Here is a 25998-nt window from a genome sequence, read left to right as displayed (position 1 = left end):
GAATAACCTGATGATTGAACTTCAGTATGTTTCTAAAACTTTTGAGCGCAAAGGTATCAAGCTACAGGCATTGAATAATGTCAGCTTAACCGTCGAAGATGGCGATATATTTGGCATCATCGGTTATAGCGGTGCAGGGAAAAGCACCTTATTACGGATGGTCAACTCGCTGGAGAGCCCGACATCAGGAAATGTAATTATTGATGGTAAAAATCTGCATGACTTTAGTCATGAGCAGCTCCGGCTGCTGAAAAAAAATATTGGTATGATATTCCAAAACTTCAATTTACTGGAATCAAAAACGGTTTTTAAAAATGTCGCTATGCCGCTAATTCTATTGGGAAAAAACAAAAAATTCATTCAGGAGAGAGTTGCTGAACTGTTAGATTTTGTTGGCTTAGGCGATAAAAGCCACAGCTTTCCTAACGAATTATCGGGTGGCCAGAAGCAACGGGTAGGTATTGCGCGCGCACTGGCAACCAATCCGTCGATCCTATTATGTGATGAGGCCACGTCCTCACTGGATCCACAAACAACCGCCCAGATTTTATTATTGCTGAAGAAAATCAACCAGCAATACAACATTACGGTTTTGCTGATTACTCATGAAATGTCAGTGATTCAAAAAATATGCAATAAGGTGGCAGTGATGGAGAACGGCCAAATTATTGAGCAAGGATCAGTATTAACGGTGTTTGGTCACCCGACTCATCCCACCACTCTTAATTTCGTCCGCACCGTAATAAAAGATAGTTTACCCGATAGTGTGAAAAAGCTGTTGGATAATAGCCATGCCGGTCGCCAATTCCAATTAGCCTTTATGGGGTCAATAGCCACTCAGCCGGTGATCAATCAGCTTATCAAGCAGTATGACATTGGCGTTAATATTCTGTTTGCCAACATGTCAGAGATACAGGACATCACTCTCGGCCACATGGTGCTGTTATTAACAGGCGAGGATCACACCATTGATGATGCCGTCAATTATCTGACGGAAACCGGTATTGATATACAGGAAATAAGTTGATGATCGAAACCGCCATTACACTAGACCAATTTATTCAAGCGCTGCACGACACACTGGTGATGGTCAGTATCTCATTGGTGATCGGTTCTCTTATTGGCATACCTCTGGGAATTTTACTGGTGGTGACGCGGCCGGGCGGATTAATTAAGAATCGTACCTTTTATAATATTCTCAATCCCGTGATCAATATCATCCGATCACTGCCCTTTATTATTCTGATGGTGGCGATTATTCCGCTAACACGCCTGATTGTGAATACCACTATTGGGACACCGGGAGCGATTGTGCCGCTGATTATTTTTATCGCGCCCTATATTGGTCGACTGGTAGAGAACTCATTACTGGATGTGAACCCCGGTATTCTGGAGGCCGCAAAATCAATGGGCGCGACCCCTTTGCAGGCGATTTGGTATTTTCTGTTACCCGAAGCCTTGTCATCGTTAATATTGGCCCTAACCACCGCCACCATTGGCTTAATTGGTGCAACGGCAATGGCGGGAACTGTGGGCGGCGGCGGGATCGGGGATTTAGCTATTACTTATGGTTATCAGCGTTTTGATACTTTTGTGACGGTCACTACCGCCATTGTATTAATTATTACTGTGCAGTTAATCCAATCACTGGGCAATTTATTTGCCAGTAAAATTCGCCGTGAGTAAGCCAAAGAGAGTTAGAGTTAGAGTTAGAGTTAGAGTTAGATTTATACGTAAGGTGCCTGCGGCGGAGAGAATAGGTAGATCGTAAAGACGCCGTACTTCTTTTTTAAAAACACGCCTCCCTGATGGCTCGAGCCGCGCCATCCCTGGCGCGGACGCTTTACTCCTCTACCTATCCTCACCACTTAAGATCGAGTCACTAAGAATTTCAGCAAAAATACCGTACTTAATTAAACCTTAAAGCCGCTAATCACACTTTCTAACTGTAAGGTTTGATCCTGCATGGCTTGAGCCGCTGCCGCTACTTGCTCCACCAGCGCCGCATTTTGCTGAGTCGCGTTATCTAACTGATTAATCGCCAAATTAACCTGCTCGATACCCAAACTCTGCTCCTGGCTGGATGACATAATCTCATTCATCAATGCCGCCACATTGGAAACACCGCTCATCAAATCATCCATGGTGGTGCCCGCATCAGCCACTAGACCTGTACCAATCGCAATATCAGACACCGAATCTTCAATCAGCTTTTTAATCTCGCGGGCGGAAGTTGCCGAACGCTGCGCCAAATTACGCACCTCCGATGCCACTACCGCAAAACCACGCCCCTGCTCACCCGCTCTGGCGGCCTCCACTGCCGCATTCAGCGCCAGGATATTGGTTTGGAAGGCAATGCTGTCAATCACACTGATGATATCGACAATTTTCTTCGATGAATGATTGATGGAACCCATGGTATCCACCACTTTTTTCACTACCGTACTGCCTTTCACCGCCACGGCTGAAGCATCCATCGCCAATTGATTAGCATGGCTGGCGTTATCTGCATTTTGCTTCACGGTACTGGTCAACTGATCCATCGAGGCCGCCGTCTCTTCAATTGAACTGGCCTGATCTTCGGTACGGGCAGACAAGTCCAGATTACCGCTGGCGATCTCGCGCGATGCCGACGCAATAGCCAAACTGCTCTCTCCGACCTGACGCATCATTTGCTGCAAATAGTCGATAAATGCATTGAAACTCTGGTTAATGGCATTGAACTCCGGACTGCTGCTTTCCGGCAAACGCTGGGTTAAATCGGCCCCGCCCGCAGACAATGCGGTGATGTTTTCTTTCAAATTCGCTAAGCGCTTCATAAACACGCGGATAGAGAACACCAAGAAAATCAGTAATAACAGCATGATAGGGATCTGGACTAGCCCCAGATGCATCAGGATACTGTGACTCTGTTTGACCAATAAGCTGGTTGGCAGGTCAGTGACCAAATACCATGGGCTATTGGCGATCGGACGAATAAACAGGGTGTGTGAGGTGCCATCGACATCGAATTCGCTTTCCAGCGATTTTTGCTCTCTCATTTTTGGCAACAACTGCTGGGTTTCGGCCGCCATCGGCAAACTAGCGGCAAAATCAGAGAGATTTTTTAGCTCTGCTTTGCCGTCAGCCAAGGCGCTGCTACCCACAATCTTACCATCCGCTTCGACAATCAGAATGGTGCCGTTCACTTTCTGCTCCATCTCTTTAACCAGGCGGTTAAAGAAGCCTAAAGTGACGTCAATGGTTGAAACACCATATGCCTCGTTGCCTTTATAGATCGCCATCGCACAGTTGGTTCTCGGCTGCGGGCTGGCGTCATCCTGATAGGCTTTAGCCCAGGCGCAGAAGCCTTTCGGTGCTTTTAAGCCATCTTTGTACCACGACTGCTCAAAATAATTTTGCGACTCTGGGGAGTTCCAATGGGTGTTAACCGTTAACTTATTTTCCCCATTACGGGCAAAAAAGGTGCTGAATTTCGCCACCCCTTGCTCACGTTTATTGGGCAGAGGCCAAATACCGCCGCCGAATACATTGCTGTCGCCATATTGATCCACCAAGCCCGGTAATAGTGAGTCGATGGTGCTACTGTCCATAATGGCAACCGCCTGAGTAATACTGCGGGCCTGGGCTTCCACTTTATTCATTTGCGCGGTGATGGCCGTCGCAATTTGGTCAACGCTATTGCCAACAATAGTGCTTTCAGATTGTTTGAGTTGTGGTGTGATAAAAAGCTGAATCACCACCAGAGTGATGACTAGCAAAAGAATGAAAAACACACTAACGAGTAAGGTGAATCGGGCTTGAGTGGTTTTTAGCATTATCGTGTCGCTCAATGTCAGAGAGCTGGATAGCTCCAGATCTATTAACGGCACTCCGTGCGCAGACTTGATAACGGATTGAAACGATTTTTCCATTTCTATCCGCCGATCACAATTTCAGTGTAATTAATCCGCGGATGACAAAGAGTTAAGTGAAATTTTCAACCGGGGAGCGGCAGATAGTCATTGTTATATCGCGCAAGTTTGTCCTACTCTGGTGGTGAACCAGTGTTACTCATTTACTGAATGGGAGTATGTCATGTCACAGCAACCCCTTAAAATCGTTACCCTGCTGGGTAGCCTGCGCAGTGGTTCTTACAATGCGATGGTCGCCCGCGCGCTGCCTAAATTAGCGCCCGCGGGTGTCACCATTGAAGCTCTGCCGTCTATTCGCGACATTCCGCTTTATGATGCTGATGTACAACAGGAAGATGGCTTCCCAACCACAGTTCAGGCCATTGCGGACCAAATTCGTCAGGCGGATGGCGTGATTATCGTGACACCTGAGTATAACTACTCCGTCCCCGGCGGCTTGAAGAATGCGATCGACTGGCTATCCCGTTTACCGAATCAGCCGCTGGCGGGCAAACCGGTGGCGATTCAAACCAGCTCTATGGGGCCGATTGGCGGTGCACGTTGCCAATATCATCTGCGCCAGATTTTGGTCTTCCTCGATGCAATGGTGATGAATAAGCCTGAATTTATGGGCGGGGTGATTCAAACCAAAGTAGATGAACAAACCAAAGAGCTTTCCGAGCAAGGGACACTGGATTTCCTGACAAAACAGCTTGCTGCTTTTGCTACTTACATTGATCGTGTGCGCGAGAAGTAAGCCCTTACCCCACAATTCCAAAGCTCCCCACAAACCTGCGGGCATTGGGGAGCCACTCTGTACCCACACCTGCCACTCTCTTTTGCGGATGCTGCTGACCGATGGCCATTAAAATCACTGTCTGGTTGACCCTGACCCTGATATCCACACTTTGGCTGGGTTGGTACGGGCTAAACACCCAACAAGCTGAACGTGAGGCGGATTTTCGCACCACTCACCGAGAACTGAGCCAACAACTGGCCCAGCAGCAGGCGATTCTGTTTTTAGCGCTGGAGCCGAGCCAACTGACGCAGCTACAGCGCCACTTACCGCAACTGGCGGCCATCAGCCAAACAGCGGCAGACAGATCAAAAGCCGGCCAGCTCAGCCTGCAAATTCTGGGTGGGGATTACCGCTTATCTAACTCATACAACGGCAGTAGCTTGCAGGTTAACGGCCAGCGACTGCTGCAAGTGGTGGGTTTGCCCGCTCACTTTGACAGCCTGGTATTGCGCTATCAGCAGCATCAACTCGCGCTACTGGGCCATTCAGCGCCTGAAAGTTTCTGGCAGTGGCAAAAGCCGTTGGGAGAGGGGGTGCAATCATTCACCTTAATCGGCCATGCCACCCCCGTTTGGCGTAATTTGCCTTGGTTAACCGCCCTGCTGCTTTCGCTGATCACCGCCGCCGCCCTGTATGGTTGGCACCGCTGGCAACAGTTGGCGCAGCACCGCTTGCACGCCGAACAGCGGGCTAAATTCGCCGATCAGGCCAGACTCAATGCTATGGGGGAGATTGCGACCGGTATCGCCCATGAGTTGAATCAGCCACTCACCGCCACCCTGAGCTATAACCAGACCGCGCTGCGACTGTTACCACCGCATGACGAAAAAGTCGCGCCATTGTTAGTGGCCTCGGTTGAGCAGATCAAGCGCATCGCCGCGCTGCTTGACCGCCTACGCACACTACTCAGTCGTGGGCAGGTCAACTTACAACCGGTGATTGTGGCCGATGTCTGGCAGCGGGTTAACGGGCTGTTAAAACAAGAGATTAGCGCCGTCAATCTGACAGTGCACAGCGACATCCCGGCCCATTTACCGCCACTCCAGAGTGATCCGCTCTGGCTGGAGCAGGTTTTTCATAATTTGCTTAGCAATGCAATTCACGCTCTGCAAGATACCCCCGCGCCGACACTCTATTTCCGGGTTAACCACCAGCCAAAACAGTGGGTTATCCAAATCAAAGATAATGGCCCAGGACTGAGCCAACAGCAGTTGGACAACCTGTTTACCCCCTTCTACACCACCCGCGAGAGTGGATTGGGATTGGGGCTGACTCTGTGCGAAACATTGGTGCAGCGAATGGGGGGCGACATAAAAGCAGGAAATAGCGAACAGGGGGGCGCCTGTTTTATCCTGACTTTCCCCATAACCACATTTTCCCATAACGACAGGCGGGAAGCATGACCAAACAGATTTATCTTATTGATGACGACGCAGGGGTTCGCGCCGCACTCGCCGCGCTACTTGCCACCATGAGCTGGGAGGTCATAGCATTCAGCGACGGCCAGACCTTCCTCGACACTTTGGTGGTCACTCACCCCAGTTGTGTACTGGTTGACATCAGAATGCCCGGTAAAAGTGGGATGGCGGTATTGGAAGCCATTCAGTCTCGTGATAGCTCACTACCGGTCATCATAATGACGGGGCACGGTAACATTGAATTGTGCCGCCGCGCCTTTAAGGGCGGCGCATTGGAGTTCCTGACCAAACCTATTGATGCCGACGTACTGATTGAAACCGTCAGCCAGGCGCTAGAGCAACATGAGCAGGCGCTGGCAACTTATCGCCAGTTAGCAGGCTATCAACAGTTGCTCAGCCAACTCTCGCCCCGCGAGCGAGAAGTGGCCGCCCTGATTATTCAGGGGGAGACCAGTAAACAAATTGCACATATTTTGTCTCTTTCACCGCGAACCGTGGAGGCTCATCGCGCAAATATCTTTGCAAAACTGGAGGTTAGCTCGCTGGCACTACTGATTCAGTATTACGCGCCATTGATGGACAGCCATCCCCCAAAGAAGAATACGTAAAAGTACGTAGCAAAACGGGTAGTTAGCCGAATATTTTTTCATCACTTATCACCGTAGGATGATGGCACTGTGATGAAATCACGTCGCTAACAATAAGGATTTTATATGATCAAGCCTATTGCCCTCACCTCTGCCTTATTCATTGGCCTAATAGCACAAGCCTCTGCGGCGGGTCTCAACACTGAACGCAATATCTCTCTGGCGCTGGCGACTGATTTGGCGAGCCGTACCCTTGCGGTTTGTCAGGCTGATGGCTATAACGTCGCGGTCACGGTGGTAGATCGTGCCGGTATCATCAAAACCGTGCTGCGCGCAGATAATGCAGGGCCACATACGGTTAAAGCCAGTGAACAGAAAGCCTTTACTGCGCTCTCGACTAAAACGCCAAGCCGGCAAGTGATGGAGAACAGCCAAAAAACGCCGGCGGCCAATAATCTGAAAGATATTCCGGGCTTCTTGCTGTTAGGTGGCGGTGTGCCAGTGAAAGCGGGTGATGAAGTGGTGGGTGCGGTGGGTGTTGCCGGTGCGCCGGGTGGGCATCTGGATGCGCAATGTGCCACCAAGGCACTGGAGCAAATTAGCGCTCAGTTGAAAGCATAAGATTATCAATAAGACGCCCCCTCCCTCGTGTCGAAAGGGGGGCGTTTTTAAGATCAGAGGTCAATCACTGGCGATCAGTGGTCAACAAAAGCAATTTTCAGCACAAACAGCAGCGCAACAACTACAACGCATGGGCTGATTTCACGCCAGCGGCCAGTACCTAACTTCATCAGGCAATAAGAGATAAAGCCCAGCGCGATACCTTCGGTAATTGAGAAGCTGAATGGCATCATCACGGCAGTGACAAACGCCGGAACCGCCTCGGTCAGATCATCCCACTTCACGCGGGATAAGCTGGAGGTCATCAGTACGCCCACATAAATCAGTGCCCCGGCAGCAGCATAGGCGGGCACCATACCCGCCAGTGGCGAAACAAACATCACCAGCAGGAACAAGATCCCCACCACCACGGCAGTTAGGCCGGTACGGCCACCGACAGAAACCCCGGAGGAGCTTTCGATATAGGCCGTCACTGACGAAGTACCGATAAAAGCACCGGCAACAGAGCTGATACTATCGACGTACAGCGCTTGTTTCATGCGCGGAAACTTGCCTTTATCGTCAGTTAAGCCCGCTTTATCCGTCACGCCAATCAATGTGCCGGATGAATCAAATAGGTTAACCAGCATGAAGGAGAAAATGATCCCCGCCATACCAATATTCAGCGCCCCAGCCAGATCAACCTGCCCGACTACCGAGGTCACACTTGGCGGCATGGAGAAAATACCTGAGTAGTGCACATCACCCAGCGCCCAGCCAATCAGGGTAGTTACCACGATAGAAACCAGCACCGCAGCATGGATATTGCGTGATGCCAGTATCGCGATAATAAAGAAGCCCAGCGCCCCCAGCAGCACGCTGTGAGAGGTCAGGTTACCCACGGTTACCAATGTATCCGGGTTGGCGACCACGATACCGGCATTTTTCAGCCCCATCATGGCAATAAACAGGCCGATACCGCTGGTGATCCCCACGCGCAGGCTCAGCGGGATGTTGGCAATCATCCAATAGCGAATGCGGAAAATAGTCAGCAAAAGGAAACCGATTGCGCCCCAGAAAATAGCCCCCATGCCAACCTGCCATGAAATGCCCATCGCGCCAACCACCACAAAAGCGAAGAAAGCGTTCAGCCCCATCGCCGGTGCCAGTGCTACGGGTAAGTTCGCCAATAAGCCCATAAAAATGCTGCCAAAAGCGGCGATCAAGCAGGTAGTGACGAATACTGCCTGCACATCCATCCCCGCAACCCCTAAAATCTGCGGGTTAACGAACACGATATAGACCATGGTCAGGAAGGTGGTGATACCGGCAATCAATTCAGTACGTGCCGTGGTGCCATGTTGCTTCAGTTTAAAAACACGTTCGAGCAGCCCCTGCTCAGTATCAAGGTTTGGTTGACTCATAAGGCGTTCCACAAGAAGGGAGTGATAGTTGGGAACATCCTATAACAAAAAACCAATCTTAAGAGCGGGATCACACTCTTTTTTGTCTGTTTTTTATCGCCTCTGTTGCGCAACATCGGCATGGTGCTAATCCTCGTCATTCAACGTATTGAATTTTATTCGTTTAGTATTCGTTATATTGCTAGCAGGGTAATTATGTATCGCATTCTGAGTCAGGATGATTAAAGTAAGAAGGGGGTAAGTCTCGATTAATAGATACGAAAATAAGGGAATTGAGTGAACCAGATAGATTGCGTTATGTTCGATTGCGATGGCACCCTGGTGGATAGCGAAGTGCTGTGCTGCCAGGCTTATGTGGTGATGTTTGCCCATTACGACATTCACTTATCACTGGAGCAGGTGATTAAGCGCTTTAAAGGCGTGAAACTGAATGAGATCGTCGCGTTGGTGAGCAAAGAGAACGGCCTGAACCAACAGATTGAAACGCTGGAAAAACTCTATCGCGCAGAAGTCGCCCGCTTATTTGATGCCCAATTGCAACCGATCGCCGGTGCAAAGGCGCTGCTAGAGCAAATTACGCTGCCGGTTTGTGTGGTATCCAACGGGCCGGTGAGCAAAATGCAGCACTCCCTTGGCCTGACGGGCTTGCGCCCCTTCTTTGAAGATAGGCTCTATAGCGGCTACGACATTCAAAGCTGGAAGCCCGATCCGGCGCTGATTTACCATGCGGCAGAAGAGATGCAGGTCGCGGCTGAGCGCTGCATTCTGGTGGAAGACTCCGCTGCCGGAACACATGCCGGGATCGCGGCAGGCATTCCTGTCTTTTACTACTGCGCCGATCCGCACAATCAGCCGATCCACCACCCGCTGGTCACCATGTTCGATGATATGCAGCAACTGCCTGATCTATGGCGTGAAAAAGGCTGGCGTATCACCCGCGACTAGTTGACGGCAGTGCCACTTTATTTCGCCACCAGCGCCATGAACCTTTAATGGCGCTTTGCTGCTTAATAACATGCTGTGGGCTGAAGCGGCGGTTAAGGCCATTCGCCAGCAGATCCAGCGCCAGACAGAGAACAAAGTAGACCAGCGCCACAAACAGAAACACTTCCATCGGGTAAACCATGCTGCGATTATTGACCTGAGTCGCCAAAAACGTCAGCTCATTCACCCCGACGATATAAGCCAGCGAGGTATCTTTAATCAATGAGATCCATTGATTAATAAATGATGGCACCATCATGCGCAGTGCTTGCGGCAACACCACAAACCCTAAAACCTGCCAGCGGTTAAAGCCGAGCGACAGACCCGCCTGCCATTGACCCGCACCTATCGCCACAATTCCGGCTTTCACCGCATGAGCCAGATAGGCGGATGCAATCAACGCCAGCGCACACACCACGGTGGTGATTTCGGGAATATCCACGCCAAACACTATCGGTAGCAGGAAATAGGTCCAAAAAATCAGCATAATCACGGGAATAGCGCGGAAAAAACCTAAAACAGCCGCTAATATGCCCGCCCAGACACCGCGAGACATCGCCAGCGCCACCCCCAATATAGTGCCTAAAATAGCGGAAGCGACCCCCGCCATAATACTGATCAGCACGGTTAATGCCGCCCCGCCCAGCGGACCATCCGGGTAGGTGCCCCACAGCAGATAACTCCAGTTATCGGCAATAATTGTAAAATCCATCTTAATGCCCTCTGATGGCAGTTCGTTGTTGACGCCACATGCCCCACGCTTCGATCAGCGCAATAATGGCGATATACAGCACCGTTGCCACGCCAAATGCCTGAAATGTCCGCAATGTCTCGGTTTCCACCTGACGGGATGCATAGGAGAGTTCAGCAACACCAATCGCCATCGCCAAAGAGGAGTTTTTAATAATATTCATATATTGGCCCAGCAATGGCGGCATCGCGATTTTCAACGCCTGCGGCAACACCACATGGCGCATCGATTGCCAACCCGTTAATCCCAGCGCATGTGCAGCATATTTTTGCCCTTTCGCTACGCCGCTGATACCGGCTCGCAGCTCCTCCGCAATAAACGCCGTGGAGTAGAGGGTCAGCCCGATAAAACCGGCTAAAAACTCAAAAGAGGGCCAGTTCAGGGTTAACCCGAGCAGGGTGATTTCATGGGGAGAGTTCAGCCAAGGGATCCAAGCGGCGGGCAGGAGTTGGCTGGCAGCAAAGTACCAAAAGAACAGCTGGATCAGCAGTGGCGTATTGCGAAATAGGGTGCTGTAGCCCATGGCAAACCACTGTAGCGCTCTATTTTCGCTATCTCTGGCCGCTGCCAATAAAAAGCCCAATAGCGTCGAGGCCACCACCGTGCAGGCGGAGATCCACAAGGTGAGCAGAAAACCGCTCCACAGCCAGCCGAGATATTGCGGGGCCAGCAGCCAGTCAGTGAGATGATGTAGATTCATATGTCCCTATACCCGCTGTAATGCAAACAGCCCCGCATCATAATGATGCAGGGCTTGGGTGTTTCACGCGTTAAATCAGGCCTTAGGCTGTTGATCTAAAGGTGCAAATTTAAACTCGCCCCGTGGCTGAGCGGCATTGGTTGCCGGCCCGAACCAGCGGTCATAAATTTTTGCCGCTTCGCCCTCTTTTTCCAGCTTAACCAATGTTTCGTTCACTGTGGCTGTTAGGCGCTCCTCACCCTTAGGAATACCCACGCCCTGGTACTCTTTGGTGATACTGAAGGGTGAAATCTCAAAATCCGCTTTTTGCGCTGCGGGCAGGTTACCCAACAGACCCACTAATTTTGCATCATCCTGAGTGATGGCTTGAACGTTACCATTACGCAGGGCAGTAAATGCCAGTGGCGTATCATCATAAGAGATCACTTTTGCCGTTGGGTAGTGCTCACGCAGAGTTATCTCCTGTACCGTGCCTTTATCAGCCCCGATACGTAATTTGCGGATATCTTCCGGCGTTTTCAGCACCCCTTTATGGGCGATAAATTTCTGACCGGTGGCAAAATAGGGCAGGCTGAAGTTAACTTCCTTGGCGCGCTCATCAGTGATGGTAAAGTTGGCCGCAATCAGATCGACTTTCTTCGACGTCAGCAGTGGAATACGGTTAGCCGGGTTAGTTGCCCGCAGTTCCACTTTTACCCCTAAATCTTTGGCAATCGCGTTCGCCACATCCACATCATAGCCCACCAGTTTTTTAGTCTGCGGATCGATATAGCCAAAAGGGGGGTTGCTATCAAAAACGGCAATCCGCACCACACCCGCTTGCTTGATGTCATCCAGCTTATCGGCGTGAGCTGTAGCAGAAAGTGTCGCCAGGCCGGCTAGCAAGGTTAATGCCAGAGCGCTTTTTTTGGTGGTCAGAGATTGCTTCATTGAAAGCTCCTAAGATGATTGAGATGTTGCGATATGCATAAGCTAGCAACTCATCGTTAGGTCAGGAAATAATATAAAACGATATGTTTATAACTAATTAATCTCAGTGAATGAGCCTAATTATATTGAGAAAGAAAGTGGGATATATGGTAAGTGAAACGCCGGAGGATGGGGTCTCCATAAAACCTCCACTTCAATTTATCCATATAAAAACAGTGAATATTCATTCTGCTCTCATAGGCTAATAACACGATTGTAGCCGCACATTTCGACCCAATCGTGTCATTAGTATATGTTTCAAAAATGTCATCAGGCAGAATTATTTACTGTCATCGAGGGTATCGGGTCTTGCCACTGCTGCTTTGGGCTTTTCCTGAGTCTCCATGATTGCAGATTTGACTTTCCTAGGCAGACTAACTGGTTCTTCCGTAATCTCTGATTGACCAATAAAGATGCCGCCTTTTTTGATGGAGAAATTACTGCCTTTCACAATGCCGTTTAAGCGGCCATTCTCTAAAATTTCCAGATGATCGGAAATACAAACACCATCAATGCGCCCATCAACCGTCATGTTGGGGGCCGTTAAATTGCCTTCAATCTGACCACTACGCATCAACCTTATCGTGCCTTCATTTACCGTAATATTCCCGTTCACCATACCGTAGATTTGAATATCACCATCAAGATTAATATCTCCTTTTATTTTTGTTCCCGCCGCGATAATAGTGTTGGTCTTCACGGAGTCTGATGGTGAGTTAGATAGTGGCGTATTGGATTGTAGAGAAGAGTTGACCATTGTAGACACCGTGTTATGACTGTTTTCTTTCTTTTTAAACATAATAGTTATCAGAATAAAAATGAGGAATAAAGTAGGCGCAAGAAGAAGATAAAAAAATAAATTGTAGACCATATAACCTACTAAAGCGGCACCCCATAGCACCCAAAACAGGCTAAGGGCTACATTTTTTGGTATATACAGACGCATGTTCACTTATCCCGCCCAGTGTAAAAACGTATTAATAGTGATATGAATTCATGTGATCTGAAATTGAGTTGAGCTTTAGCCTTAACCAGGAAAATAATCCCCCCTGCAGCGGAAATTATATTTCCACAAAGTAATCACTCAAAAAAAATAACACCCACATAAATAAACATAAGACTATGGCATTATGTCAATCAATTGATGGCGGAATATAAACAGATACAAAACAATATGGAATTAACGTTTTTTGGATAATAGCCTAGAGGATAATGCAAGGGTGGGGGCGATATTCACTGAAGTGTTCTGGTCTAGTAAAAGTCATCCCCCAATCAAGCATCAATACACAGCCTGATTGGGGGATATATTATTTTTCACTCTTATTGGAGAGCAGTTTCTCTAAGTCATCACCACCCAGGTGGCGGAAATCATGCCCTTTGACAAAGTAGAAAATAAATTCACAAATATTTTGGCAGCGGTCGCCGATGCGCTCAATCGAGCGGGCACAGAATAGCGCGGTTAGCACACTGGGGATGGTGCGCGGATCTTCCATCATATAGGTCATCAATTGGCGCACGATGCCTTCATACTCCTGATCGACCTTCCTATCTTCGCGATAAATTCGGATAGCTTCATCCAAATCCATGCGCGCGAAAGCATCCAGCACATCATGCAACATCTGCACCGTGTGGCGACCTAGCGACTCGAGGCTCACTAACAAAGGTTGGTGCTGATGGGAGAATTTTTCCAATGCGGTGCGGCAGATTTTATCCGCCACATCACCGATACGTTCCAGCTCAGAAATAGTCTTGATGATAGCCATCACTAACCGCAAATCACTGGCGGTTGGCTGACGTTTGGCAATGATGCGCACACAGGCTTCATCAATGGCCACTTCCATCATGTTGACCTTTTTATCGCCAGCAATGACCTGCTTGGCTAACTCACCGTCCTGATTATGCATGGCGGTGATGGCGTCAGATAATTGTTGTTCCACCAGCCCACCCATAGTTAAAACCTGGGTGCGGATATGCTCAAGTTCTGCGTTGAACTGGCCGGAAATATGTTTATTGAGATTCAAGTTATCCATAATACTTCCCGTACATATAAATAATAGAAATTGATGTATACCCTAAATAATTCGAGTTGCAGGAAGGCGGCAATTGAGCGAATCCCCAGGAGCTTACTCAAGTAAGTGACTGGGGTGAACGAAAGCAGCCAACGCACATGCAGCTTGAAGTATGACGGGGATAGGCCGATCAGCCATAGCGACCTGTAATATAATCTTCCGTCTGTTTCTGCTGTGGCGCGGTAAACAGGGTATCGGTATCACTGAATTCAATTAACTCGCCCAGATACATAAATGCCGTGTGATCTGAACAACGAGCCGCTTGTTGCATGTTGTGCGTCACAATCACCACCGTGTAATCAGACTTCAATTCACTGATCAGCTCTTCAATTCGGCCAGTGGAGATTGGATCAAGCGCCGAGCAAGGCTCATCAAGCAGCAAAACATCCGGGCGGATTGCGATACCGCGCGCAATACAGAGGCGCTGCTGCTGTCCACCCGACAAGCTATAACCGCTCTGGTGCAGCTTATCTTTGGTTTCATTCCACAGTGCCGCTTTGGTTAGCGCCCATTGCACCCGCTCATCCATATCCGCACGAGACAGGTTTTCAAACAGTTTTACGCCAAAAGCGATGTTATCGTAAATCGACATGGGGAATGGCGTCGGTTTTTGGAAAACCATGCCCACTTTCGCCCGCAATAACGCAATATCTTGTTTATCGGTCAGGATATTCTGGCCATCCAGCAAGATGTCACCTTCAGCACGCTGATCCGGATAGAGCTGATACATTTTGTTGAAGGTACGCAGCAGTGTCGACTTGCCGCAACCTGATGGGCCGATGAATGCTGTGACCTGGTTTTTGGCAATATCCAGCGAAATATTCTTCAGCGCATGGAATTTGCCGTAGTAGAAGTTCAGATCGCGAACCTGAATTTTGCTGTTGTTGGTGTCAGTAGCCATACTCATCAAGACTTCTCTCTTTTAGCCAATGCCGCCGGAGCCGCATTTTGGAATTTATTGGCGAATCGGTATTTTCTATTGCTAATAGCTGATGTTCTCTCAGCCAATTAATACTTTTTCTTAGCGAAAACAACGCGAGCCAGAATATTCAGTAACAGTACACACAGGGTAATCAACAGCACCCCGGCCCAGGCCAGTTGTTGCCATTCGGCAAACGGGCTCATGGCAAACTTAAAGATGGTGACCGGCAAGTTAGCAATTGGCCGAGTCAAATCGGTACTCCAGAACTGGTTGGAGAGCGAGGTGAACAACAAGGGTGCAGTTTCACCGGCAATACGCGCCACGGCCAATAAGATACCGGTCAAAATACCGGAGATAGAGGCTTTTAGCGTAATGGCCGAAATCATGCGCCACTTCGGTGTTCCCAGTGCATACGCGGCTTCACGCAGGCTGTCAGGTACCAGCTTCAACATATTCTCGGTGGTACGGATAACAATCGGCACTTGTAATAGCGCCAGTGCAATCACCCCCGCCCAACCGGAGAAGTGCTCCATCTTGGCGACCACGATGGTGTAGACAAACAGGCCGACCACGATAGAGGGGGCTGATAACAAAATGTCATTGATAAAGCGGGTGATCTCCGCCAGCCAGGATTTACGCCCATATTCGGCCAGATAGATCCCCGCCATGATACCCAGTGGCGTACCAATCACTGTCGCCCATAGAATTAACAACCCACTACCGGCAATCGCATTCGCCAAACCGCCGCCAGCAGTATTCGGTGGCGGTGTCATTTCGGTAAACAGCGCCAGCGACATGCCATCAATACCTTTGGTGACCGTCGAGAACAAAATCCACACTAACCAAAACAGGCCAAACGCCATCGTCGCCATTGAAAGCAATAAGGCGATTCGGTTCTTTTGACGACGCCATGCCTGCTTTTTACGGCGGGTTTCCATCAGCGTCGCATCACTTTGCATATCCATCGTCGCCATCTTAACGCCCCTCTTTCTTAGCCAGACGCAGGATCATTAGCTTAGATAAAGCCAGCACGATAAAGGTAATGACGAACAAGATCAGGCCCAACTCCATCAATGCTGCGGTGTGCAGACCAGATTCAGCTTCGGCAAACTCATTCGCCAACGCCGAGGTAATACTATTGCCTGGCATAAACAGCGAGAAGCTGTCGAGCTGATAGGTGTTGCCGATAATAAAGGTCACCGCCATGGTTTCCCCTAATGCACGGCCCAGCCCCAACATCACGCCACCAATAACCCCGTTTTTGGTATAAGGCAGCACAATGCGCCAGATAACTTCCCAGGTGGTGCAGCCAATGCCGTAAGCGGACTCTTTCATCATCACCGGCGTTTGTTCAAACACATCGCGCATGACTGCGGCAATGTAAGGAATAATCATGATAGCTAAGATGACACCCGCGGCCAGAATGCCGATGCCGAATGCCGGACCAGAGAACAGTACACCCACAATCGGGATGCCGGACATTACGTTGCCGACTGGTTCCTGGAAATAGCGGGCAAAGAGGGGTGCGAAGACAAACAGGCCCCACATGCCGTAAACAATACTGGGGATCGCCGCTAACAGTTCGATTGCGATACCTAGCGGGCGTTTTAACCAGTTCGGAGCCAGTTCAGTTAAGAACAAGGCGATACCAAAACTGACCGGAACTGCAATGATCAGGGCAATCACCGAGGTGACGACAGTGCCATAAATTGGCACTAAGGCACCAAACTGCTCCGCCGGGGCATCCCACTCTTTGGTCCACAGGAAGGCCCAACCAAATTTCTCGATACTAGGCCAGGAGGCAACAATCAGTGAAATGATGATGCCGCCCAGCAGAAATAGGGTAATCAGCGCAGCCAGTTTAACCAGTGCACTGAAAATGATGTCACCGTATCGACTCGGTGCTTTGATAGTCGGCTTATTCGCAGCCATAGACTCTCTTCTCATCCTACCCGTCGTACTTGAAGCTGCAGGGGTGTTGGCTTGCCACCTACCTGCAACTCCAATTACTTTGGGCTTAAGGTATTTTATAAATCAATTTGCAGGTAAAACTGGCTTCAATCAGAAGATTGGCTTACCGCTGCTATCTTTAATCTGAGTCTTCCAGGCAGCACGGACTTGCTCAACAACTTCGGCTGGTAATGTAGCGTAATCCAGCGCGTTAGCTTGTTTAGCACCGTGCGTGTAACCCCAATCAAAGAACTTCAGAACTTCAGTGCCGTTAGCCGCATTTTTCTGCTCTTTGTGCACCAAAATGAAGGTTGTTGAGGTAATTGGCCAGACATTATCACCTTTCTGATTGGTTAAATCTTGAGCGAATGTTTTGCTCCAGTCTACGCCTTTAGCCGCTGCACTAAAGCTCTGCTCAGTCGGGCTAACCGGTTTTCCATCAGCAGAAACCAGTTTGGTGTAAGCCAGGTTATTCTGTTTGGCGTAAGCGTATTCAACATAACCAATGGCACCTGGAAGGCGCTGAACAAATGCGGCGATGCCGTCGTTACCTTTGCCACCCAAACCGGTTGGCCAGTTAACTGTAGAGCCTGCACCCACTTTCTCTTTCCAATCTGCATTCACTTTCGCCAGATAGCTGGTGAAAACGAATGAGGTGCCAGAACCGTCAGCACGACGCACCACAGCGATATTTTGATCAGGTAATTTAACACCTGGGTTCAATTTAACGATTGCCGGGTCATTCCATTTTTTAACATTGCCCAGATAAATATCACCCAGTGTTTTACCGTCTAATGTCAGTTCACCGGATTTAATGCCAGGGATATTCACGGCCAGTACCACACCGCCAATCACTGTTGGGAATTGGAACAAACCTTCAGCAGCCAGTTTATCGTCTGTTAATGGCGCATCAGAGGCACCGAAATCAACCGTGTTGGCGATAATCTGTTTCACGCCACCTGAAGAGCCGATCCCCTGATAGTTAACTTTGTTACCTGTTTCTTTCTGATAAGAATCTGCCCACTTGGCATACACCGGCGCGGGGAATGTCGCACCTGCACCTGTCAGGCTTGCAGCAGCGAACGCGGACAGGGTTGTCATAGATAAAGTCGCTGCCACAATGCTGGCTACGGTGGTACGCATCAGTTTCATAATCCCTCCTAATGGGATATTAGAATTAACTCTAAATTGTTTTCATCAGATTAAGTATGGTGCAGGAGGGAAAATAGGACAGTTTAATGACAGAAAAATGTACGAAATATTACAGTTATATGACAATCAGCAGTGGTATAACTAACTATTTGATTAAAATCTATTTTTATACCAGCTCAACTTAAATATCTAACACGATAATTACCTTATTCAATGAAAGATAGTATGGCCGTCACACGGATAGCAGCAATGAAACGAAATACGAGTATTATGCGTATTTTGCTATTTTATGGATCACAGTCGCAAATGGTGTGACAGCTATGGCGACCTGTCTGGGTTTTAACTGCTGATAACTTCTGCCAATGCTCGGTGAGATTTACCTGATAAATAATGACAAGAGACTGAAAAACCATGAGTAACAATAACAACCTCACTAGCGCTGAAGAGTCGGGCGATACGTTGCGCGTAGTGCAGGTGTTGAAATCACCCAAATTAATGACACGTGAGTGCCTGGCCGGGATTGTGACAGCGCTCGCACTCATTCCTGAAGTGATCTCATTCTCTGTCATTGCCGGTGTCGATCCGAAAGTGAGTCTGATCGCGTCGATTGTATTATGTCTGACACTCTCTATTTTGGGTGGCCGCCCTGCAATGGTCACCGCCGCCGCCGGTTCAGTCGCACTGGTCATCGGCCCAATGGTCCATGCGCATGGCGTCGAATACATTCTGCCTGCTGTCGTGATCGGAGGTGTCATTCAAATCCTGTTCGGTATCACGGGACTGTCTCGCATGATGCGCTATATCCCACGCTCGGTGATGATTGGTTTTGTGAATGCGCTGGGTATCCTGATATTTTTTGCTCAGGTGCCGCACGTCTGGGGGCAATCAGGGATGGTGTGGGGGATGCTTATTATTACTCTACTCATTGTTTTGCTACTCCCGCGCATTCTCAAAACTGTACCTTCGCCACTTATCGCTATTATGGTCGTCACTGCTGTTGCTTTGCTGATGGGTTACCGACTACCTAATGTGGGTGATGAGGGGCCAATGACTCCCGGTTTACCCGGACTCACCCAACTTTTGGTTCCGCTGAACTGGCAAACACTGCAAATCATATGGCCAACAGCCTTAAGTATCGCTTTTGTCGGGCTGATGGAGTCACTGTTAACGGCGAAACTGGTCGATGACATCACTGATACGCCATCAAGTAAGCGTCGAGAGTCTTGGGGTCTCGGGATCGGTAATATTCTTGCTGGTTTTTATGGTGGTATTGCCGGCTGTGCGATGATTGGTCAAACCATTGTCAATGTTGAATTGGGCAAAGCCCGGAGTCGCGTTTCAACTGTCGCAGCAGCTATCGTCTTACTGCTGCTCGTCACTGGCCTGAGCAATCTGCTGGCACAGATCCCGATGGTGGTGCTCGCCGGTATCATGATGGTGGTCGCGGTGAAAACCGTTAACTGGCACAGCCTGCAACCGGTGACTCTAAAACGGATGCCCTGGTCAGAAACATGGGTGATGGTGCTCACTGTGGTGGTGACAGTATGGACCAGTAACCTCGCGCTGGGGGTATTTGCTGGGGTTATCGTTGCGATAATGCTATTTGCCCGCCGTATCGCCCATGTGATCCACGCCGAGCGGACAATAAGTGATGATGGCGAAAGTGTGCGCTATACCGTGCGCGGCCCACTATTTTTTGCCAGTAGCAATGACCTGTTCGAGCATTTCGATTATGCCCATGATCCTAAAAAAGTCATCATTGATCTTACACATGCGCAGATTTGGGATGCTTCTACTGTTGCCGCTTTAGATGGCATTGAGTATCGCTATCAACGTTATGGGGCCAGGGTAACTATTGAAGGGCTGGATATGCGCAGCAGCGATTTTCATCGGCGGTTGACAGGCAATTTAAATTAACCATAAAAACCCGGTCTGTTTTTTAACCAACAGACCGGGTTTTAAGATCGATAACTCTTTTGTTATCCCACAAAACCTGTGGAATAGTTATCGCGAATTATTCAACCGTGACTGATTTTGCCAGGTTACGTGGCTGATCCACATCAGTGCCTTTAATTAAGGCGACGTGATAGGACAATAGCTGTAGCGGCACAGTGTAGAAGATAGGGGCAATAATCTCTTCCACGTGAGGCAACTGAATGATTTTCATCCCTTCGCTATCAGTGAAACCGGCATCTTGATCAGCAAACACATACAGCAGGCCACCACGTGCGCGCACTTCCTCAATGTTGGATTTCAGTTTTTCCAACAATTCATTGTTTGGTGCGACCACAATGACCGGCATATCAGCATCAATCAATGCCAATGGCCCATGTTTCAATTCACCGGCCGCATAAGCTTCCGCATGAATATAGGAGATCTCTTTCAGTTTCAATGCACCTTCCATCGCGATCGGGTATTGATCACCACGGCCAAGGAACAATGCATTGTGCTTATCGGAGAAACCTTCAGCCAGCGCTTCAATGGTTTTATCCAGAGACAGCATTTGCTCAATACGGGCAGGCAGTGCCTGTAGCGCATGAACAATATTCTGTTCCAGGCTGGCATCAGCGCCTTTCAGCTTACCAATACGACCCACCAGCATCAGTAAAACTGTCAATTGAGTGGTGAAGGCTTTGGTTGAAGCTACGCCAATCTCAGTGCCCGCTTTAGTCATTAACGCTAAATCTGATTCACGCACCAGTGAGGAGCCGGCTACGTTACAAATTGCCAATGAACCTAAATACCCCAACTCTTTTGATAAGCGCAGAGCAGCCAATGTATCGGCGGTTTCACCCGATTGAGACAGAGTGATCAACAGGCTGTTAGGGCGCACAGCTGATTTGCGGTAACGGAATTCCGACGCGATTTCCACGTCGCAAGGCACACCAGCCAATGACTCGAACCAATAACGCGAAACCATGCCGGAGTTGTAAGACGTCCCACAGGCAATGATTTGAATATGCTGCACATTAGCCAGCAGAGCATCAGCTTTTGGACCAAGCTCAGAGAGATCAATCGCACCATGATTTAAGCGGCCTTCCAGCGTATTTTTAATCGCCATTGGCTGCTCATAAATCTCTTTCTGCATGTAGTGGCGGTACACACCTTTATCACCGGCATCGTATTGCACTTGAGATTCGATTTCAGGGCGCTCAATCGCATTGCCCTGCTTATCAAAAATCTCGATGCTGCGACGAGTGACCTCAACGACATCCCCCTCTTCCAGGAAGATAAAGCGGCGAGTTACTGGCAGCAGGGCCAACTGGTCTGAGGCGATAAAGTTTTCGCCAACGCCACAACCGATCACCAATGGGCTACCTGAGCGAGCAGCGACCAGCCGGCTTGGATCACGACTATCCATCACCACAGCGCCGTAAGCGCCACGCAATTGCGGGATGACGCGCTTAACCACTTCCAGCAACGAACCACCCTGTTTTTGCTCCCAATGCACCAAGTGAGCAATAACTTCAGTATCAGTTTCAGAACTGAAACGATAACCACGGCCAATCAATAATTCACGTAAAGGTTCGTGGTTTTCAATAATGCCGTTGTGAACCACGGAGATATAGTCAGAAACATGAGGGTGCGCATTCGCCTCTGATGGCTCACCATGGGTAGCCCAGCGGGTATGTGCAATCCCAGTACCACCATGCAGCTCCTGATTCTCGGCCGCGTCAGACAGTGCCTGAACTTTACCCACCCGACGTAAACGGGTCATGTGACCTTCAGCATCAACCACGGCTAAACCCGCAGAGTCATAGCCACGGTATTCAAGACGACGTAAACCTTCGATCAGAATCTCAGCGATATCACGTTGCGCTACTGCGCCAACTATTCCACACATCTGTTTTCTTCCTATGTAAGGTTCTGTTAGAACCTTGTCGATGTCAGTGACCTGATTTTCCGGATTTTCCGGGTTCCCCGAGCCTGTAGAGTTGGGGATTATTATGTTTTGTTCTGTATTCTCAGCTTGAATACATTGGCCAAAAATACAGGGCAAAACACCCCTTCAAAGCAGAAGACTTCACCTTAAAGGGGCTGTTTTAAATAGTTATTTTTTCTTCACCGGACGTTGCCAGCCCTGAACATGCACCTGCTTAACACGGCTGAGGACTAGCTCATTTTCAGCGATATCACGGGTCACGGTCGTCCCCGCAGCGATGGTGACACCATTAGCGACAGTAACGGGAGCCACCAGCTGAGTATCAGAGCCAACAAAGACATTATCGCCAATAATCGTTTTAAACTTATTAGCTCCATCATAGTTGCAAGTTATGGTCCCTGCGCCGATATTTACGCCAGAACCAATTTCAGCATCACCTAAATAGGAGAGATGACCCGCTTTCGAGCCTTTGCCCAGGCGGGTTTTCTTGATTTCAACAAAGTTACCGACGTGTGCGCCTTCCGCTAACTCAGCCCCTGGGCGCAAGCGGGCAAATGGGCCAACAGTACAGCCGGCATCCAGACGAGAGTCCTCCAAAACCGTGTAAGGGCTGATTTCTGAATCATCGCCAATAACACAATTTTTCAGCACACATCCAGTACCAATACGAACCCGATCACCTAAAGTCACATGACCTTCAATGATGACATTGGTGTCGATAGTGATATCGCGCCCATGTGTTAATTCTCCGCGCAAATCAAAGCGCGCAGGGTCCAGTAACATAACCCCCGCTAACAACAGTTTTTCTGCTTGTTCGCACTGGAATACCCGCTCAAGAGTCGCCAATTGCAGGCGGTTATTGACACCTTCAACCTCACTCAGGCGAGTAGGATGGACGGTAGCAATCTTCTGTCCATCAGCATGGGCCATAGCAATAATATCGGTGATATAAAACTCACCCTGAGCATTGTTATTATCTAACCGCGATAGCCAACGTTTTAAGTCACGTCCGTTCGCCACCAGTATTCCGGTGTTGATTTCACTTATCTCGCGCTGCGCATCGCTGGCATCTTTATGCTCAACGATCCCCACCACATCACCATTTTCACGCACAATGCGGCCATAGCCACTTGGGTCATCCAGCTTCACCGTCAACAAGCCAATGCCACCTTGCGGCTTAGCGGCCAACAGGCGTTGCAGGGTATCAACAGAGATCAACGGCACATCGCCGTATAGCATCAACACATCTTCATCATCAGAAAAATGTGGTGCGGCTTGCTGCATTGCATGCCCTGTACCAAGCTGTTCCGCCTGCAATACCCAGTTCAATGAGGGATCAGACAGCCTCTTTTTCAGCAACTCGCCACCGTGTCCGTATACCAAATGGACATTTTGTGCGCCCAGCTTCATGGCCGCATCAATAACATGCTGAACCATCGGCTTACCTGCCAATGGGTGTAACACCTTAGGAAGGTCGGAATACATGCGAGTTCCCTTACCTGCGGCAAGGATGACTACACTCATTGAGCTGTTAGACATAAGCAACCTGATAACTCCAATTTAATAGACGGAAGTAAACCTGTTTGGCGAAATAATTACTACATATTTCTCAGCGAAAAATGGACTCAACCCGCATGGTTAAAGGGTTGTAGCGACTGACCATGTAACGAAAAAATGTAGCGAAAAGTGTCTGCGATCAGCGACGTTTTCTGCCATCTTTTTATCAAAATACATTCACTCATTCAGGCTATTAACCACTTATTTTACGTCAAGAAACAAGAGTTTTCAGAAAGAAACTCTTTTAGTTTAGCTTAGGATTAATTAAGCACAGAATAGGCAATTGGGAGGGGAGCTTCAAATTATAGGTTGGGGGATTCGTCGCGGCGATGCAAAGTGGGGATGAAAAAAATGCCAATCAGCTTACTGACTGGCATTCTATAGACAATAATTTATAAATCAGTGCGTTGCCAATCAGATATCCATAAGGGAAAATCTAAAAAGCCACATGATATAAAATTACATCGCTTTCCTGGTCAATTCGATTACGCGTAATTTCGCAATCGCTTTCGCCAATTCAGCGGATGCCTGAGCATAGTCGACATCACCATGGGAGTTATTGATATGGGCTTCTGCTTTGCGCTTAGATTCCAGCGCCTTAGCTTCGTCCAGATCCTGCCCACGAATAGCAGTGTCAGCCAATACGATCACAACACTCGGTTGCACCTCAAGGATGCCGCCAGAAAGATAGATAAACTCTTCCTCACCGAACTGCTTAACGATACGTATCATGCCAGGCTTAATGGCAGTGAGCAGTGGGGCATGGCCAGGGAAAATCCCCAGTTCACCTTCACTACCCGTCACCTGAATCTTTTGCACCACGCCAGAGAACATCTTTTTCTCTGCGCTCACAACATCCAGATGGTAAGTCATTGCAGCCATGTCACCCTCCAGTCAACAGCGTTACAGTTTCTTGGCTTTTTCCACTGCTTCTTCAATGGTGCCAACCATGTAGAACGCCTGTTCCGGCAGGTGGTCGTAGTCGCCGTTCATGATGCCTTTGAAACCACGAATGGTATCTTTCAGCGACACGAACTTGCCCGGAGAACCGGTAAAGACTTCTGCCACGAAGAACGGTTGAGACAGGAAGCGCTGGATTTTACGCGCACGGGATACAACCAGTTTGTCATCTTCTGACAACTCGTCCATACCCAAGATAGCGATGATATCTTTCAGCTCCTGGTAACGTTGCAGAATAGACTGCACGCCACGCGCTACATCGTAGTGCTCCTGACCAACAACCAGCGGATCGAGCTGACGGCTGGTGGAGTCAAGTGGGTCAACCGCTGGGTAAATACCCAAAGAGGCGATTTGACGACTCAGAACGACGGTTGCATCCAAGTGAGCAAAGGTGGTTGCTGGTGATGGGTCAGTCAAGTCATCCGCAGGTACGTAAACGGCCTGTACGGAGGTGATTGAACCCGTCTTGGTGGAAGTAATACGTTCCTGCAACACACCCATCTCTTCTGCCAGCGTTGGCTGATAGCCTACCGCTGATGGCATACGACCCAGCAGTGCAGATACCTCTGTACCGGCCAGGGTATAACGATAGATGTTATCGATGAATAACAGTACGTCACGACCTTCATCACGGAATTTCTCCGCCATGGTCAAGCCGGTCAGTGCAACGCGCAGACGGTTACCTGGTGGCTCATTCATCTGGCCATAAACCAAGGATACTTTGTCCAGAACGTTGGAGTCAGTCATCTCGTGGTAGAAGTCGTTACCCTCACGAGTACGCTCGCCCACACCGGCAAATACAGAATAACCTGAGTGCTCAATCGCAATGTTACGAATCAGCTCCATCATGTTGACTGTTTTACCCACACCCGCACCACCGAACAGACCGACTTTACCGCCCTTAGCGAACGGACAAATCAGATCCATTACCTTAATGCCGGTTTCTAACAGATCTTGCGAGCTGGCAAGCTCTTCGTAAGAAGGCGCTTCGCGGTGGATTGCCCAACGCTCTTCTTCACCGATAGGACCTTTCATGTCGATTGGGTCACCCAATACGTTCATGATACGGCCCAGAGTTGATTTACCCACTGGCACTTCAATTGGGTGTTCCAGGTTGATGACTTTCAACCCGCGGCTCAGACCATCAGAAGAGCCCATTGCGATACAACGAACAACACCACCGCCCAGCTGTTGCTGAACTTCCAGCACCAGCTTCTGAGCTGCGCCTTCAACCTCAAGGGCGTTGTACACTTTTGGTACAGCGTCTTGGGGGAATTCGACGTCCACTACGGCGCCGATTACCTGGATAATCTTTCCAGTAGCCATCTTGAATCCTCTACGTAATACGTTTACCCGCCATATTTCAAGTTGCTGATGCAA

The 25998-nt window shown here is 49.1% G+C and carries 23 protein-coding genes; 8 read left to right on the top strand and 15 right to left on the bottom strand.

Annotation, left to right across the window (positions count from 1 at the left end; translation table 11 throughout):
• The first annotated feature begins 10 nt into the window (after nucleotides 1–10).
• Together AACW11_RS19415 and AACW11_RS19410 are read left to right on the top strand one after the other, a co-directional pair.
• Nucleotides 11–1027 (top strand): methionine ABC transporter ATP-binding protein, encoded by a 1017-nt coding sequence (locus tag AACW11_RS19415; protein WP_212585231.1) that lies wholly within the window; start codon nucleotides 11–13, stop codon nucleotides 1025–1027.
• Nucleotides 1027–1686 (top strand): methionine ABC transporter permease, encoded by a 660-nt coding sequence (locus AACW11_RS19410; protein ID WP_050113356.1) that lies wholly within the window; start codon nucleotides 1027–1029, stop codon nucleotides 1684–1686. Before AACW11_RS19415 ends, AACW11_RS19410 begins: the two co-directional genes overlap by 1 nt.
• Nucleotides 1687–1913: 227 nt before the next feature.
• Here the strand turns inward: AACW11_RS19410 and AACW11_RS19405 are convergent, their stop codons facing one another.
• On the bottom strand, nucleotides 1914–3818 hold the full coding sequence (locus AACW11_RS19405; protein ID WP_212585298.1) for a methyl-accepting chemotaxis protein: 1905 nt from the start codon (nucleotides 3816–3818) through the stop codon (nucleotides 1914–1916).
• Between the two features lie 259 nt (nucleotides 3819–4077).
• Here AACW11_RS19405 and AACW11_RS19400 point away from each other — a divergent pair, with 259 nt between their 5' ends.
• From AACW11_RS19400 to AACW11_RS19385, 4 genes are all read left to right on the top strand, one after another.
• On the top strand, nucleotides 4078–4650 hold the full coding sequence (locus AACW11_RS19400; protein WP_212585230.1) for an NADPH-dependent FMN reductase: 573 nt from the start codon (nucleotides 4078–4080) through the stop codon (nucleotides 4648–4650).
• 101 nt (nucleotides 4651–4751) lie between these two features.
• Nucleotides 4752–6095 (top strand): sensor histidine kinase, encoded by a 1344-nt coding sequence (locus AACW11_RS19395; protein WP_212585229.1) that lies wholly within the window; start codon nucleotides 4752–4754, stop codon nucleotides 6093–6095.
• Nucleotides 6092–6718 (top strand): response regulator transcription factor, encoded by a 627-nt coding sequence (locus tag AACW11_RS19390; protein ID WP_212585228.1) that lies wholly within the window; start codon nucleotides 6092–6094, stop codon nucleotides 6716–6718. The genes AACW11_RS19395 and AACW11_RS19390 overlap by 4 nt, the downstream gene beginning before the upstream one ends.
• A 105-nt stretch (nucleotides 6719–6823) precedes the next feature.
• The gene (locus AACW11_RS19385) at nucleotides 6824–7318 is read left to right on the top strand and encodes a GlcG/HbpS family heme-binding protein (protein ID WP_212585227.1); all 495 of its coding nucleotides are present in this window, start codon (nucleotides 6824–6826) and stop codon (nucleotides 7316–7318) included.
• Between the two features lie 74 nt (nucleotides 7319–7392).
• Here AACW11_RS19385 and AACW11_RS19380 read toward each other — a convergent pair whose 3' ends face one another.
• Nucleotides 7393–8721, bottom strand: a complete 1329-nt coding sequence (locus tag AACW11_RS19380) for an NCS2 family permease (protein ID WP_212585226.1) — start codon at nucleotides 8719–8721, stop codon at nucleotides 7393–7395.
• 276 nt (nucleotides 8722–8997) lie between these two features.
• Here AACW11_RS19380 and yieH point away from each other — a divergent pair, with 276 nt between their 5' ends.
• Entirely contained in the window at nucleotides 8998–9666 is a 669-nt protein-coding gene (yieH, locus tag AACW11_RS19375) for a 6-phosphogluconate phosphatase (RefSeq protein ID WP_212585225.1), read from the top strand.
• Here the strand turns inward: yieH and AACW11_RS19370 are convergent.
• The 9 genes from AACW11_RS19370 to pstS form a co-directional block, all read right to left on the bottom strand.
• The gene (locus tag AACW11_RS19370; RefSeq protein ID WP_212585224.1) at nucleotides 9653–10417 is read right to left on the bottom strand and encodes an amino acid ABC transporter permease; all 765 of its coding nucleotides are present in this window, start codon (nucleotides 10415–10417) and stop codon (nucleotides 9653–9655) included. The genes yieH and AACW11_RS19370 overlap by 14 nt on opposite strands.
• Nucleotide 10418: 1 nt before the next feature.
• The gene (locus AACW11_RS19365; RefSeq protein WP_212585223.1) at nucleotides 10419–11156 is read right to left on the bottom strand and encodes an amino acid ABC transporter permease; all 738 of its coding nucleotides are present in this window, start codon (nucleotides 11154–11156) and stop codon (nucleotides 10419–10421) included.
• Nucleotides 11157–11231: 75 nt separating this feature from the next.
• Nucleotides 11232–12086, bottom strand: a complete 855-nt coding sequence (locus AACW11_RS19360) for an ABC transporter substrate-binding protein (RefSeq protein WP_212585222.1) — start codon at nucleotides 12084–12086, stop codon at nucleotides 11232–11234.
• Between the two features lie 319 nt (nucleotides 12087–12405).
• A complete protein-coding gene (locus AACW11_RS19355; protein WP_212585221.1) occupies nucleotides 12406–13071 on the bottom strand; it encodes a bactofilin family protein in 666 nt (221 codons plus the stop codon).
• Between the two features lie 361 nt (nucleotides 13072–13432).
• Complete coding sequence (gene phoU, locus AACW11_RS19350) at nucleotides 13433–14155, bottom strand: phosphate signaling complex protein PhoU (RefSeq protein WP_005271518.1); 723 nt, start codon at nucleotides 14153–14155, stop codon at nucleotides 13433–13435.
• 169 nt (nucleotides 14156–14324) lie between these two features.
• A complete protein-coding gene (pstB, locus tag AACW11_RS19345; RefSeq protein WP_032814808.1) occupies nucleotides 14325–15101 on the bottom strand; it encodes a phosphate ABC transporter ATP-binding protein PstB in 777 nt (258 codons plus the stop codon).
• Between the two features lie 101 nt (nucleotides 15102–15202).
• On the bottom strand, nucleotides 15203–16090 hold the full coding sequence (pstA, locus tag AACW11_RS19340) for a phosphate ABC transporter permease PstA (RefSeq protein ID WP_005271516.1): 888 nt from the start codon (nucleotides 16088–16090) through the stop codon (nucleotides 15203–15205).
• A gap of 1 nt (nucleotide 16091) precedes the next feature.
• Nucleotides 16092–17048, bottom strand: coding sequence for a phosphate ABC transporter permease PstC (gene pstC, locus AACW11_RS19335; protein ID WP_212585220.1), 957 nt, complete (start codon nucleotides 17046–17048; stop codon nucleotides 16092–16094).
• 129 nt (nucleotides 17049–17177) lie between these two features.
• On the bottom strand, nucleotides 17178–18218 hold the full coding sequence (gene pstS / locus AACW11_RS19330) for a phosphate ABC transporter substrate-binding protein PstS (RefSeq protein ID WP_212585219.1): 1041 nt from the start codon (nucleotides 18216–18218) through the stop codon (nucleotides 17178–17180).
• A 411-nt stretch (nucleotides 18219–18629) separates the two neighbouring features.
• Between pstS and AACW11_RS19325 the strand changes: the two genes are divergently transcribed.
• Complete coding sequence (locus tag AACW11_RS19325) at nucleotides 18630–20135, top strand: SulP family inorganic anion transporter (protein WP_212585218.1); 1506 nt, start codon at nucleotides 18630–18632, stop codon at nucleotides 20133–20135.
• Between the two features lie 97 nt (nucleotides 20136–20232).
• Here AACW11_RS19325 and glmS read toward each other — a convergent pair whose 3' ends face one another.
• The 4 genes from glmS to atpD all read right to left on the bottom strand — a co-directional run bounded on the left by glmS (nucleotide 20233) and on the right by atpD (nucleotide 25944).
• Entirely contained in the window at nucleotides 20233–22062 is a 1830-nt protein-coding gene (gene glmS, locus AACW11_RS19320; protein WP_212585217.1) for a glutamine--fructose-6-phosphate transaminase (isomerizing), read from the bottom strand.
• Between the two features lie 207 nt (nucleotides 22063–22269).
• The gene (gene glmU / locus AACW11_RS19315; RefSeq protein WP_212585216.1) at nucleotides 22270–23640 is read right to left on the bottom strand and encodes a bifunctional UDP-N-acetylglucosamine diphosphorylase/glucosamine-1-phosphate N-acetyltransferase GlmU; all 1371 of its coding nucleotides are present in this window, start codon (nucleotides 23638–23640) and stop codon (nucleotides 22270–22272) included.
• Between the two features lie 477 nt (nucleotides 23641–24117).
• Nucleotides 24118–24540 carry a F0F1 ATP synthase subunit epsilon gene (locus tag AACW11_RS19310; protein ID WP_004875717.1) on the bottom strand — a complete coding sequence of 141 codons (423 nt, stop codon included), beginning with the start codon at nucleotides 24538–24540 and terminating at the stop codon, nucleotides 24118–24120.
• A gap of 21 nt (nucleotides 24541–24561) precedes the next feature.
• A complete protein-coding gene (atpD, locus tag AACW11_RS19305; protein WP_032814812.1) occupies nucleotides 24562–25944 on the bottom strand; it encodes a F0F1 ATP synthase subunit beta in 1383 nt (460 codons plus the stop codon).
• Between the last annotated feature and the right edge of the window lie 54 nt (nucleotides 25945–25998).

Origin of the sequence: Yersinia sp. Marseille-Q3913, from assembly GCF_963892745.1 — a bacterium.
GTDB lineage: Bacteria > Pseudomonadota > Gammaproteobacteria > Enterobacterales > Enterobacteriaceae > Yersinia > Yersinia bercovieri.
This window is presented reverse-complemented; position numbering and strand designations above follow the sequence as displayed.